The 12,321-nt window shown below is 58.6% G+C and carries 13 protein-coding genes; 3 read left to right on the plus strand and 10 right to left on the minus strand.

What is annotated here, in order from left to right:
- Positions 1–36: 36 nt before the first annotated feature.
- The 4 genes from rpsR to yjfP all read right to left on the minus strand — a co-directional run bounded on the left by rpsR (position 37) and on the right by yjfP (position 1,884).
- Complete coding sequence (gene rpsR / locus G6041_RS13380; protein WP_000135199.1) at positions 37–264, minus strand: 30S ribosomal protein S18; 228 nt, start codon at positions 262–264, stop codon at positions 37–39.
- Positions 265–268: 4 nt separating this feature from the next.
- Positions 269–583 carry a primosomal replication protein N gene (gene priB / locus G6041_RS13385; RefSeq protein WP_004385309.1) on the minus strand — a complete coding sequence of 105 codons (315 nt, stop codon included), beginning with the start codon at positions 581–583 and terminating at the stop codon, positions 269–271.
- A gap of 5 nt (positions 584–588) precedes the next feature.
- Positions 589–984, minus strand: a complete 396-nt coding sequence (rpsF, locus tag G6041_RS13390) for a 30S ribosomal protein S6 (RefSeq protein WP_001216673.1) — start codon at positions 982–984, stop codon at positions 589–591.
- Between the two features lie 171 nt (positions 985–1,155).
- Positions 1,156–1,884 carry an esterase gene (gene yjfP, locus G6041_RS13395; protein WP_014728003.1) on the minus strand — a complete coding sequence of 243 codons (729 nt, stop codon included), beginning with the start codon at positions 1,882–1,884 and terminating at the stop codon, positions 1,156–1,158.
- A gap of 202 nt (positions 1,885–2,086) precedes the next feature.
- Between yjfP and bsmA the strand changes: the two genes are divergently transcribed.
- From bsmA to G6041_RS13410, 3 genes are all read left to right on the plus strand, one after another.
- Entirely contained in the window at positions 2,087–2,395 is a 309-nt protein-coding gene (bsmA, locus tag G6041_RS13400) for a biofilm peroxide resistance protein BsmA (protein ID WP_007852316.1), read from the plus strand.
- Positions 2,396–2,530: 135 nt separating this feature from the next.
- Positions 2,531–2,806, plus strand: coding sequence for a DUF1471 domain-containing protein (locus tag G6041_RS13405; RefSeq protein ID WP_004385306.1), 276 nt, complete (start codon positions 2,531–2,533; stop codon positions 2,804–2,806).
- A 147-nt stretch (positions 2,807–2,953) separates the two neighbouring features.
- The gene (locus G6041_RS13410) at positions 2,954–4,885 is read left to right on the plus strand and encodes a methyl-accepting chemotaxis protein (RefSeq protein ID WP_012123695.1); all 1,932 of its coding nucleotides are present in this window, start codon (positions 2,954–2,956) and stop codon (positions 4,883–4,885) included.
- Here G6041_RS13410 and G6041_RS13415 read toward each other — a convergent pair whose 3' ends face one another.
- The 6 genes from G6041_RS13415 to rnr all read right to left on the minus strand — a co-directional run bounded on the left by G6041_RS13415 (position 4,886) and on the right by rnr (position 12,310).
- A complete protein-coding gene (locus G6041_RS13415; protein ID WP_012123694.1) occupies positions 4,886–6,520 on the minus strand; it encodes an isovaleryl-CoA dehydrogenase in 1,635 nt (544 codons plus the stop codon).
- 90 nt (positions 6,521–6,610) lie between these two features.
- Positions 6,611–7,798 (minus strand): glutathionylspermidine synthase family protein, encoded by a 1,188-nt coding sequence (locus G6041_RS13420; protein WP_012123693.1) that lies wholly within the window; start codon positions 7,796–7,798, stop codon positions 6,611–6,613.
- A complete protein-coding gene (locus G6041_RS13425) occupies positions 7,799–8,455 on the minus strand; it encodes a DUF1190 domain-containing protein (protein WP_012123692.1) in 657 nt (218 codons plus the stop codon). It abuts the gene before it with no gap.
- A gap of 21 nt (positions 8,456–8,476) precedes the next feature.
- A complete protein-coding gene (locus G6041_RS13430; RefSeq protein ID WP_004385301.1) occupies positions 8,477–8,875 on the minus strand; it encodes a DUF350 domain-containing protein in 399 nt (132 codons plus the stop codon).
- Between the two features lie 156 nt (positions 8,876–9,031).
- Positions 9,032–9,763, minus strand: a complete 732-nt coding sequence (rlmB, locus tag G6041_RS13435) for a 23S rRNA (guanosine(2251)-2'-O)-methyltransferase RlmB (protein ID WP_004385300.1) — start codon at positions 9,761–9,763, stop codon at positions 9,032–9,034.
- Between the two features lie 81 nt (positions 9,764–9,844).
- The gene (rnr, locus tag G6041_RS13440; protein WP_012123690.1) at positions 9,845–12,310 is read right to left on the minus strand and encodes a ribonuclease R; all 2,466 of its coding nucleotides are present in this window, start codon (positions 12,308–12,310) and stop codon (positions 9,845–9,847) included.
- Positions 12,311–12,321 lie beyond the last annotated feature (11 nt).

The raw sequence follows: 12,321 nt of genomic DNA on the forward strand, positions 1-12,321 counted from the left end.
TATCCTCTCAAAGTCGTATTAATGGACCGTGACCGATTACTGATGACGATCAGTGTACGGCAGCAGGGACAGGTAGCGAGCGCGTTTGATAGCGCGAGCCAGCTGACGCTGGTATTTTGCACGGGTACCGGTGATACGGCTCGGGACAATCTTACCGCTTTCGGTGATGTAGTTTTTCAGCGTAGCGATATCTTTATAGTCGATCTCTTGAACGCCTTCCGCGGTGAAACGGCAGAACTTGCGACGACGGAAATAACGTGCCATTTGGCTAGTCTCCAGAATCTATCAATTCAATCTGCTCGGCATGCAACACCATTTTGCTCAGTCCGTTCTTTGCCTTGTGGCAACTGATGAACCCCTGAACGGTGATTTGCGTGCCGACCGTTATACTGTGAGTAACGGCCTGGTTCTCGTGCCCGCTGATTATTACAGGCATCTGACACCACGCCTGCCGGTGGAAACCGGCCTCCTCCTGCACAGAACGATGCTCAAGCACGAACTGGCAATGAGGAATTCCTGATGGGCTGACCTTACGAAGGGGTGCCCTGCACACGGTGCCGGACAACACCAGACGGTTGGCCATCAGAATTACTCTTCAGAATCCCCAGCTTCAGCATCATCAGCGGTTTCGTTAGCGAAATCATCGCGACGCTCACGGCGCTCGTCTTTCGCTTTAACCATCGGAGAGGCTTCAGTTACGGCGTGTTTGGTGCGCATAACCATGCTGCGGATAACGGCATCGTTGAAGCGGAAGGTAGTTTCCAGCTCATCGATAACTTCCTGCGGCGCTTCAACGTTCATCAGAACGTAGTGTGCTTTGTGCAGTTTGTTGATCGGGTAAGCCAGCTGACGGCGGCCCCAGTCTTCCAGACGGTGGATCTTGCCTTCTGCACCAGTGATGGCAGCAGAGTAGCGCTCGATCATGCCCGGAACCTGTTCGCTCTGGTCAGGATGGACCATAAAAACGATTTCGTAATGACGCATCGAATTGCTCCTTACGGATTATTCAGCCTCCTGTCTGGGTCAGCCGCGGCCCGGGGAGGCAAGGAACGTGATTAAAGGGCGGCTGAAAAATTGACGCGTCATTCTAATGGCGGACCATGACAAACACAAGGCCGCTGGTAAAAAAAGCCGCAATCCCGGTTTGCCCGGCTTTTAAAGAGAGCGGCGGAAAAACGCAACCGTCGCATCGAGCGCTTCAGGCGTGATGCGGTGCTTCACGCCAGGCTGCCACTGGCAGGTGAGATTGTTATCAAGCGCCCGTTCGCGCAGCGCGTCGGCTAAACGCAGGCTCTGCGCCGCCGGCACAACGTCGTCCTCTTCGCCATGCCATAAAAACAGCGGGCGATCCGAAAGAGATGGCAGGCGCGCGCTCGCCTCCCAGGGTGCCAGCGCGGCTCTCACCGCGTCAGCGTCGGCGGCCTGCGGCGGAAAGAGTGTTTGCGAGAGCGAGCTAAACCAGCCGGAGCCCATCAGGCTCGCGACGCATTTCACTTCCGGATGATGGGACATGATGCCAAGCGCGGTCATGCCGCCCATCGACGCGCCGCCAACGGCGAGCCTGCCGTCCGCCACCAGCCCTTCATTGAGAACCGCGTCGCGCAGCGCCGGGTATTCTGTCAGCGTCGCGTGCAGGATTTGCCAGAACTGCGTCATCCGCCGTGATGCATCGCCGCTAAAACGCGCGCCGTGGTCAGGCGCGTCCGGCATAATGACGCGAAACCCGGCCTGCGCCAGCGCGACGGCGAAATAGCTGTAGACCGTTTTGGATGAGGTAAAGCCGTGATAAAACATGACCGTCGGCAACGGCTTGTCATGCTCTCCCGCAGGCACCGCGTGCAGCGCCTCAATCCCCGCAAAACGCCGGGTCGAAATTTCGATCATACTTATCTCCTGCAAAACGTCTTTAGGCACAGACGCCATGATGCCAAAAACCCGTGCAACGCATGGATTTTTATCGTGTTGCGAGCCAGATTACGCTTTTACGATTTTCTACGGCCAAAAGCGCGCCTTCGTCGGCAGAACCGGGATATAGCGAACGCCTATCCCCTTACACTTACTACAATTAATCCCTGAGGTAACGAGAATGCATATGCGACGGCTCATCCCTTTATTAATGGTGGCGACACTGACGGCCTGTAGCGCGCTTGAAGGCACGCCGCAGCCCGCGCCGCCGGTGGCGGATCATCCGCAGGAGATCCAGCGCTACCAGACGCAGGGGCTTGTCAAAATGGGCACCGTCACGACGCTGCAGTATGGGTCACCGGATGACGCGCTGCGCGATATCGCCGCACAGGCAGGTGCCGCAGGCGCAGATTACTATCAGGTCATCTCCAATGATGACTCTCTGCTGCCTGGCCGCTGGCACGCCCGCGCGATTTTGTACCGAAAGTAAGCGTAAGCCGTCGTTTTATTTAGCGAAATTTACACTGCCTTTGCGTGCATTGATCGTACCTGCTGCACAATAACTTTCGGACTGCGCCCGGAACCGGCGCGCTGCATCTATCGAAAAGGTGTAAGGGAGCTGACAATGAAACGATCGCTGGCTTTAACGTCACTGCTGTTATCGGCGGGTCTGATTTCCACTTCTGCGCAGTCTGCCGAAGAGGTGAATGCTGACAGAGTGACGGGCTTAAATGAAATTGGCGTCATTTCGGTAAACGATATTTCCGGCACGCCGCAGGAGATTGAAAAAGTCATCGCCTATAAAGCGGACGAACAGGGCGCGGCGTATTATCGAATTATTCAGATGCATGAAAATCAGCGGGCCGATAACTGGCACGTGCAGGCAATTATCTATAGTTGAACGTTCTTTAGCTAAATTCTGGTTTTTATTTGGCCTTGCCATGATCCAAATCAAAATAGATTGAAACAAATAGTTACATTTACCCACTAAATATTAGGGCTCAACTGCCGTTGAAGGTGCCAAATACTGGCACTTTTGGGCTCTTTTATGACACTCTCATTTCAACGCTGGGGACTGGGCGCGAAGCTTTCATTCCTCACAGGCGTCGCGGTCGCGGCCCTTTTTTTATTGTTCACGTTTGCATTAAGTCACAAAGCCAGCGAACAGCTGGAAGCGCTGGCGCTTGAAGATCTCCATAACCAGACCACAAGCGTGGTGGATATGGCGCAGATGTTCGACAGCAGCCTCAGTGAGGAAGTGGCAAGCTTTACTAAACTCTTCAACAGTTTTATTCCGCAACCCATCAGCCGTGACGAAAGCCAGATGCAAAGCATCAATGGCATCAGCGTGCCAATGCTAAAAGGCGGCGAAACGTCGCTGCATGAAAACAACGCGCTGCCCGATGATTTCCTGACCCGCACCGGCGCTATCGCCACGCTGTTTGTCCGCAGCGGTGATAACTTCGTGCGCGTGGCGACCTCGCTGCGTAAAGAGGATGGCAGCCGCGCTATCGGCACGCAGCTCGATACCGCAAGTCCGGCGTTCGCGCCTGTGATGAAAGGTGAAACCTACCGCGGCCTGGCGCTGCTGTTCGGCAAACGCTACATCACGCAATACGAACCGGTGAAAGACGCCAGTGGCAAGGTGATCGCGATTCTGTTTGTCGGGGTGGATATCACCAACTCATGGCAAGTGATGCGCAATAAAATCCTCAATCGCCGTCTGGGCGAAAGCGGACATTTTTATGTCATTAACCGCGCGCCGGGCAAAACCTACGGCCAGTTCCTTTTCCATTCGAGCGATGAAGGCAAACGCCCGTCATGGCCGGACGCTATTTTAAAACCGGTGCTGAGCGAGCCGCAGGGGACGCTTGAGATGGAAAAAGAAGATGGCCGCACCGCCCTGCTGAGCTTCACGCAACTGCCGGGCTGGAACTGGGTGATTGTCGGCGAAGTGGATAAAGCGACGCTGCTGAGCGGTGTAACGAGCATGCGTAATCAGTTCCTTGCCGCAGGCGTTATCGTCTCGCTGTTGTTTGCCGCCGTGTTTGTCTGGACCGTTCGCCGCTGGCTTACCGCGCCGCTGCGTAATGTCATTACGCTTGCGCGCCAGTACGCCGCAGGGGATCTGCGTGAGACCATCGACACGCGTCGCCAGGATGAGGTCGGCCAGCTTATCGACGCCATCAACGGCATCGGCAACGGCTTACAGCAGATAGTGACCCAGGTGCGCGACGCCGCGGGCGATATCAGCCACGGCACCCGCGCGCTGGCCTCCGACAGCGGTGAAATCAGCGAGCAGATCAACAAGCAAGCCAGCAGCGTGGAGGAAACCTCCGCAAGTATGGAACAGCTGGCGGCCACGGTGTCGCAAAATGCCGCCAACATGGAGCAGACCCAGAGTCTGGTGAAAGAGGCGTCTGACGCCGTGCAGCACGGCGGCGAAACGGTCAGCAACGCAGTGACCACCATGAACGACATTCGCAGCGCTTCACAGCGCATCGCGGATATCACGCATGTGATTGAATCTATCGCCTTCCAGACCAACATTCTGGCGCTGAACGCCGCCGTGGAAGCAGCCCGCGCGGGAGAGCACGGTAAAGGCTTCGCGGTCGTGGCGCAGGAAGTCCGCGCGCTGGCGGCGCGCAGCGCCAATGCGGTGAAAGAGATAGAGCAGCTCATCAGCGACACGCTGGCGAAAGTCAGCGAAGGCCACGCGCTTTCTGAGCAGACACGTAAGGCGATGGAAGCGATCATCAGCCGCATCGGTCAGATCAATCAGCTGGTGACTGAGATCAACCATGCCTCGCACGAGCAGTCTGCCGGTATTGGCCAGGTGAATATCGCCATGCACCAGATTGGCGAAGCCACCCACATCAACGCCGAGCGCGTGACGCGCAGCGAGCAGACCGCGCAGGTGTTGCGTGAGAAAGGCAACCACCTGAACGAACTGGTGAGCCTGTTCCGCCTGAAGGCGTAATCAGCCCGCCCCACCCGTGGCGCGCAGTAGCGCCTGCGCCAGCACCGGCTCTGGTAGCGGGCTGTCGCCACGGGTATCCAGCATCATCCGGCACCAGGCCTGCGCCAGCGGCGGTGTCAGCGAGCGCAGCACCTGAGCGCCACTCGCCAGTAAAAAGAGCTGCGTGGTAATGGCGCGCCCGGCCGCTTCATCGGGCCTGCGCAACTGCCCGGCGAGCTGTCGCCATGCGCGATCGAAATGCCTGTCCTGCCCTTTTACCGCATCAAATTCATGGCTCAGCATCTCCAGCACGCCCGGCTGGCGCGTCAGCACGCGCAATACGTCGAGGCACATGATGTTGCCGGAGCCTTCCCAGATACTGTTGACCGGCATTTCGCGGTAAAGCCGCGGCAGCTCGCTCTCTTCGCAATACCCGATGCCGCCGAGCGCTTCCATCGCCTCCGCCACAAACGGAATGCCGCGCTTGCAGACGCCATATTTCGCGGCAGGCGTAAAGAGGCGGGCGAACGCCACTTCATGCGGCGATTCGCGCTGCTCCCAGGCGCGCGCCAGACGAAACAGCAGCGCGGTCTGCCCTTCCAGCTCCAGCGCCATGCGTCCGAGCACCTGACGCATCAGCGGCTGATCGATAAGATTCTTGCCGAACGCCTGACGCTGATGGGTGTGATAAAGCGCCACCGCCAGGGCGCGGCGCATCAGTCCGTGGCTGCCGAGCGCGCAGTCAAAGCGCGTCATGCCGCCCATACGCAGGATCTGGCGCACGCCTTCGCCCTCTTCGCCAAGCAGCCAGCCGAGCGCGTCGAGAAACTCCGCCTCGCTGCTGGCGTTGGAGCGATTGCCGAGTTTATCTTTCAGACGCTCAAGGCGCACCGCGTTGCGCTGGCCATCCGGCAGAAAGCGCGGCACGAAGAAACACGAAAGACCGCCTTTTGTCTGTGCGAGCACCAGATGCGCGTCGCTTTGAGGCACCGAGAAAAACCACTTATGGCCCACCAGCCGGTACGCCTCGCCGGGGCCGCGCCCTGCTACGGGTTCCGCGCGGGTGGTATTACTGAGCACATCCGAACCGCCCTGCTTTTCCGTCATGCCCATGCCGATGAGCAGTCCGCGTTTCTGCGCGCCGGGCAGCAGGTGGGAATCGTAGCGATCGCTTGCCAGCGGGGTCTGCCAGTCGGCGAACAGCGGCGGCAGATGAGCCTGTAACAGGGGTGTCGCGGCAAACGTCATGGTAATCGGGCATAACGTGCCTGCTTCCACCTGCGCGTGCAGAACGAAGCGCGCCGCGCGGGCGACCAGCGCGCCTTCGCGCGCCGTCTCAAGCCACGGCAGATTATGAACCCGGTTAGCGAACAGCCCCTGCATCAGCAGGTGCCACGCCGGATGAAAGCGCACGTCGTCAAGACGCTCGCCGCGCGCGTCATAGCGCAACAGCTCTGGCGGATTGGCGTTCGCCAGTCGCCCTAATTCCAGCGATTCCGCGGTGCCGAGCTGCTGGCCAATGCTTGCGAGCAATTCAGCGTCCCAGCCTGCGCCTTCGCGCAGCACCGCCTCGCGCAGCGCGGTATCGGATAAATACAGATTGCTGTTATTGAGCGCGACGGGCTGGTTAAACACCGTATGGGTTTGCCAGTGCATAAATCCCTCTCCTTACCTGTGACAACCGCGTTAAGTATGGAAGGAGAGGAAAAAGAAACCGCCTGCGTGCTTCACAAAAGTGAAAACCCGTCAGCCGGCGATATAGTGAGGAATGAAACGAGAGGTGTCTTTGGTAATAAGCGAGACATCTTCGCGGATGCCAATACCCGCGGGCTCATCGCCGACAATCCAGCTGCCGAGGAGCGTATAGCTGTTGCCAAAACGCGGCAGCGCCTGAAATGCCTGCCAGATAACCGGCTCGTTGCCGTAATCACCCTCTTCGTGGGCCAGCACCTGCGATTCTTTATCAAACAGCGTTACATTGCCGCCTTCGCGTGAGAACAGCGGTTTGCGAACGTACCCTGCGTAGCCCGCAAGCGCCTGCGCGACATCATGCCGCTCGCGCGCGAAATCGTCGTTGAACCACGCCGGTAACAGATTCGGATGGCCCGGAAACTGCGCCCAGAGCAGCGGCAGCAGCCCTTTATTGCTGAGAATGCTTTTCCACAGCGGCTCATACCAGCGTTCGGCGCGCTTACAGAGCAGCGGGCCGTTGTCGTCGCGCATCATCCACTCCAGCGGATAGAGCTTAAATGCCTGCCGGATAATGTTATCGTCCAAATCCGTCAGCACGCCGCCAAGGCCCAGGCCAATCTCTTCGATATAGATAAAACGCGTCTCAAGGCCCGCCTGGCGCGCGCAGTCTTCCAGGTACAGCACCGTGCCGCGATCCTCTTCAGACTCCTGGCAGCAGCTGAAGTAGAACGGTTCAGGCGTCGCTATCTCAGCCAGACGCGCGATGAGCTTCTCCTGAAGGCTGTTGAACTGATCGGCATCGCGCGGGATAACGCCCTGGCGGCGCGCATCCTCCAGCCACTGCCACTGGAAATACGCGGATTCGTACAGCGAGGTGGGCGTATCGGCGTTGTACTCCAGCAGCTTCACCGGCCCCTGCCCGGTCCAGACAAAATCCATGCGCCCGTAAAGCGACGGATCCCGGTCTTTCCAGCTTTGGGCGATGGCATCCCAGTACAGCTCAGGAATGGCGAGTTGCTCAAGCAGGCGCGCATCGCGCACGGCGCGATCCACCACGTCAAGGCACATCTCGTGCAGCTCCGCGGTGGGCGATTCTATCTGTTCTTCAATCTGGCGCAGCGTAAAGCGGTAGGCGCGGCTTTCATCCCAGTAGATTTCATCGTCGATGATATGAAAGTGAAAGCCGTGCTCGTGGGCGATACGCGCGAGATCCGGGCGCACCGGCGTGTGATGGCGCAGCATTTAGCCTCCCCAGCTACTGCGGGAGCTGGATGAACGGCCAAAGCCGCCGCGGGAAATCGTCGTGGCGCTGCGGGTGACGAGGCTGTGACTGTTGGCGCTGGCACCGGAGCGATTGCCGCCGCGCCAGACATAATCACCGGACGCGTTTTGCCAGACGGGGCGCGTGTAGTAGTAGTGATAGCCGGAGCCTGAGGTGTAATACGACGACGAGGAGTCATCCAGCTCGCGCTTTTTGTCTCTGTTGCTCGCCAGCAGGAAGCCCGCCATCATCGGCACCCAGGTTTTCGCCACGCCGTCGTAATAGCAGTTATTGCCATACGCGGTGCTACAGGCGTCCCAGGTGAGCTTCGGCGGAATATCTTTTTCAAACTCGGCTTTGGCGGTATTCCAGGCGTTGGTGCAGAGATCTGCCGGGTTCCCGTCCTCACGGCACTCGTCGGGCGTCGAGTAATAGACGCCATCGCCGTCATTGTCGTTATCGCCGGTATCCTGACAGGCTTTGAGGCCGAAAAACGCCGCGCCGCCCATGATGGCGAGCGTGAGTATTTTCGGCCCTTTTCGTTCCGGCTCCGGGCGTGGAAGAAATTTCAGATCCGAGGTATTCGCAACCGGATGACCGCCATTTTTCTTTCCACGTCTTTTCCTTGCTGCCGACATAGCCTTCCTTGTTATTTCGTTTTACCAGGTCATACAGGCCGCGTTCAGAATACCGCCCGCCAGCGACGCCACGCCCATGAAAATAGCGGCCGCGACGTTGCGGTTAATGATTTTCTCGCTCAGTTTCGGCATATATAAACGCACGCCGCCGTAGATTATAAGCTGGACGACGAGCGCGATCGCCCCCCAAATCAGATAGTCCGTGATACTGACGGAGTTGATCGCCGCACTGGCGAGCGGCACCACGTAGCCTAAAATCGCGCCGCCGAAGGTAATCGCCGCCGCGCTGTTATTTTCTTTGATTAATTTCCACTCGTCGTGAGCGGTGATGCGGGTGTAGATGAACATGAAACAGTTGATCATCGCCAGCCCGATAAAAAAGTAAGCGCAAAACGCCATCAGTCCGTGGAATGTCTGCACGGTTGCATCTCCTGAGTCCAGTTAGAGGTATTGATTAAACAGGCAAATAGCCTGTGGCGCTTATAGTAGCAGCGGAGTTTAGGGTTTCTGGCGCTTTAATAAAACTTTACACAGGGAGCGGGGGCAATAAAAAACCCTCCGCAGAGGGTTTTACGATTAGCTGCGCTGACGCACGGCCTCGAAAAGGCAGATGCCTGTCGCCACCGAGACGTTCAGCGAGGAGACGCTGCCCGCCATCGGGATGCTGATAAGCTCGTCGCAGTGTTCACGGGTGAGACGACGCATCCCTTCCCCTTCCGCGCCCATCACCAGCGCCAGCGGGCCGGTCATTTTGCTCTGGTAGAGCGTATGATCCGCCTCGCCCGCCGTGCCGACGATCCAGACATTCTCTTCCTGCAACAGACGCATGGTGCGCGCGAGGTTGGTCACGCGGATCAGCGGCACGCTTTCCGCCGCGCCGCAGGCGACTTTTTTAGCGGTCGCGTTAAGCTGCGCGGAGCGATCTTTCGGCACGATCACCGCATGCACGCCCGCCGCGTCAGCGCTGCGCAGGCAGGCGCCGAGGTTATGCGGATCGGTCACGCCGTCCAGGATCAACAGGAATGGCTGCGCGTGCGCCGCCAGCAGATCCGGCAGATCGTTTTCGCCATACTGACGCCCCGGCTTGACGCGCGCGACGATACCCTGATGCACCGCGCCATCCGCTTTTTCATCCAGCCACTGGCGGTTTGCCACCTGCACTGGCACGCCCTGCGCTTCCAGCGCGTGGATCAGCGGCAGCAGACGTTTATCTTCACGCCCTTTCAGAATAAACACTTCCTGAAAGCGCTCAGGAGCGCGCTCCAGCAGGGCCTGCACCGCGTGGATGCCGTAAATCATTTCACTCATGAATGGTACTCGTTATGGGCGGCAAGCCGCCCGGTGTTAGGCAATACGTAATAAATCGGGCCTGGCTCGCAGGCCCCGCGATTAGTTGTCGCGCTGTTTCTTCGCTGCGCGCTTCGCTTTAGTAGCGGCCGCGATTTTCTGCGTTTTGGCCGACGGTTTTTTACTGCTTTTCGCCGGTTTGTCGCTCTTCTCTGCCCGCGCCGCGCCGTCTTTCTTCACCTTTCCACGGCCTTTCTCACTGCGAAATGCCTCGTTAGGTTCGAAATTCTGACGTTTGCCGACCTGACGACGGCTGCGGTTTTTAGCGCCGCCGCCTCGCTTCTCGCGCTCGCGCGCGGTTTTACCCACGTTACGTGGCCCGCGTTCGCTGGAGATGAGCGAGAAATCGATTTTGCGCTCGTCCATGTTAACCGCTTCGACTTTGACTTCGACGCGGTCGCCCAGACGGTACGTCTGGCCGCCGGATTCGCCAATCAACCGCTGACCGACCTGATCAAAGCGGTAGTAGTCGTTATCCAGTGACGAGACATGCACCAGGCCATCGATAAAGAGATCGGTCAGGCGCACGAAGAAACCAAAGCCGGTGACGCTTGATATCACGCCGGAGAAGGTCTGGCCGACCTGATCCTGCATGAAGTCGCACTTCAGCCAGTCCGCTACTTCACGGGTGGCTTCGTCGGCGCGGCGTTCCGTCATGGAACAGTGCTGGCCCAGTTGCAGCATCTCTTCCATGGTGTAGTGCCAGCCACCGCTCTCGGTGGTGTTGCCTTCGTGGCCCTGCTCTTTGGCGATCAGGTACTTAATCGCGCGGTGCAGCGTGAGATCCGGGTAGCGGCGAATCGGCGAGGTAAAGTGCGCGTAGGATTGCAGCGCGAGGCCAAAGTGGCCGCGGTTTTCCGGATCGTAAATCGCCTGCTTCATCGAGCGCAGCAGCATGGTTTGCAGCATCTCGTGATCGGGACGATCGGCGATAGAATCGAGCAGCTCGGCGTAGTCGCGCGGTTCCGGCTTGTTGCCGCCCGGCAGCTCCAGACCCAGCTCTGCGAGCACAGAGCGGAACGAGGTGATCGCTTCATTCGTCGGGCGATCGTGAATACGGAACAGCGCCGGCTCTTTGTGCTTCTCGACAAAGCGCGCCGCCGAAATGTTGGCGAGGATCATGCACTCTTCGATAAGCTTGTGCGCGTCGTTACGCTGGGTCTGCTCGATGCGATCGATACGGCGCTCGGCGTTGAAGATGAACTTCGCCTCTTCGCTCTCAAACGAGATACCGCCGCGCTCGGTGCGCGCCTCTTCCAGCGCTTTATACAGCGTGTGCAGCTCTTCAAGATGCTTCACCAGCGGTTGATACTGGCTGCGCAGATCTTCATCGCCCTGCAGAATATGCCACACCTTGGTGTAGGTCAGACGGGCGTGCGAGCTCATCACCGCTTCATAGAATTTATAGCCAGTGAGACGGCCTTTGGCGGAGATCGTCATCTCACAGACCATACAGAGGCGATCCACCTGCGGATTCAGCGAACACAGGCCGTTGGAGAGCACTTCCGGCAGCATCGGGACAACCTGCGACGGGAAGTAAACCGACGTGCCGCGGTTGCGCGCTTCGTTATCAAGCGGAGTCGGCGGACGTACATAGTAGCTGACGTCGGCGATAGCCACCCACAGGCGCCAGCCGCCGCCGCGTTTTTTCTCACAGAATACGGCGTCGTCAAAGTCGCGGGCGTCTTCGCCGTCGATGGTGACGAGCGGCAGGTTGCGCAAATCGACGCGCCCCACTTTGGCCTCTTCCGGCACTTCTTCTTTCAGGTGCGCAATCTGTTCTTCGACGGCTTTCGGCCAGACGTAAGGGATTTCATGGGTGCGCAGCGCCATATCGACGGCCATGCCGGTGCCCATGTTGTCGCCGAGCACTTCAACAATTTTACCGATAGCTTTGGTGCGGCGCGTCGGGCGCTGTGTCAGCTCAACGACCACGACATAGCCCATGCGCGCGCCCATCACCTCTTCCGGCGGAATGAGGATATCAAAGCTCAGGCGGCTGTCGTCCGGCACCACGAAGCCGACGCCCGCGTCGGTGAAATAGCGCCCGACGATATTGCTCTGCTTCGGCACCAGCACGCGCACGATACGCGCTTCGCGGCGGCCTTTGCGGTCTGAACCGAGCGGCTGCGCCAGCACGATATCGCCGTGAATGCAGGTTTTCATCTGCTCAGACGAGAGATAAAGATCGTCTTTGCGTCCTTCGACGCGTAAAAACCCGTAACCGTCGCGATGGCCGATGACGGTGCCTTTTTGCAGATCAAGACGTTCCGGCAGCGCATAGCACTGGCGGCGGGTAAAGACTAACTGGCCGTCGCGCTCCATGGCGCGCAGGCGGCGACGCAGCGCTTCCAGCTGTTCCTCGCCTTCAATGCCGAGTTCAGACGCCAGTTCATCGCGGTTAGCCGGTTTTTCACGTTTGGTTAAATGTTCAAGGATGAATTCCCGGCTCGGGATGGGATTGGCGTACTTTTCAGCTTCTCGTTCCTGAAAAGGATCGTGTGACATAGCGGTTCCTC

Source organism: Cronobacter sp. HA18003, from assembly GCF_011605905.1.
GTDB classification, from domain to species: domain Bacteria; phylum Pseudomonadota; class Gammaproteobacteria; order Enterobacterales; family Enterobacteriaceae; genus Cronobacter; species Cronobacter sakazakii.

Bases quoted from the DNA above. Each gene is read 5' to 3' on its own strand.
- rpsR (WP_000135199.1), bottom strand. From the start codon at position 264: ATGGCACGTTATTTCCGTCGTCGCAAGTTCTGCCGTTTCACCGCGGAA.
- priB (WP_004385309.1), bottom strand. From the start codon at position 583: ATGGCCAACCGTCTGGTGTTGTCCGGCACCGTGTGCAGGGCACCCCTT.
- rpsF (WP_001216673.1), bottom strand. From the start codon at position 984: ATGCGTCATTACGAAATCGTTTTTATGGTCCATCCTGACCAGAGCGAA.
- yjfP (WP_014728003.1), bottom strand. From the start codon at position 1,884: ATGATCGAAATTTCGACCCGGCGTTTTGCGGGGATTGAGGCGCTGCAC.
- bsmA (WP_007852316.1), top strand. From the start codon at position 2,087: ATGCATATGCGACGGCTCATCCCTTTATTAATGGTGGCGACACTGACG.
- G6041_RS13405 (WP_004385306.1), top strand. From the start codon at position 2,531: ATGAAACGATCGCTGGCTTTAACGTCACTGCTGTTATCGGCGGGTCTG.
- G6041_RS13410 (WP_012123695.1), top strand. From the start codon at position 2,954: ATGACACTCTCATTTCAACGCTGGGGACTGGGCGCGAAGCTTTCATTC.
- G6041_RS13415 (WP_012123694.1), bottom strand. From the start codon at position 6,520: ATGCACTGGCAAACCCATACGGTGTTTAACCAGCCCGTCGCGCTCAAT.
- G6041_RS13420 (WP_012123693.1), bottom strand. From the start codon at position 7,798: ATGCTGCGCCATCACACGCCGGTGCGCCCGGATCTCGCGCGTATCGCC.
- G6041_RS13425 (WP_012123692.1), bottom strand. From the start codon at position 8,455: ATGTCGGCAGCAAGGAAAAGACGTGGAAAGAAAAATGGCGGTCATCCG.
- rlmB (WP_004385300.1), bottom strand. From the start codon at position 9,763: ATGAGTGAAATGATTTACGGCATCCACGCGGTGCAGGCCCTGCTGGAG.
- rnr (WP_012123690.1), bottom strand. From the start codon at position 12,310: ATGTCACACGATCCTTTTCAGGAACGAGAAGCTGAAAAGTACGCCAAT.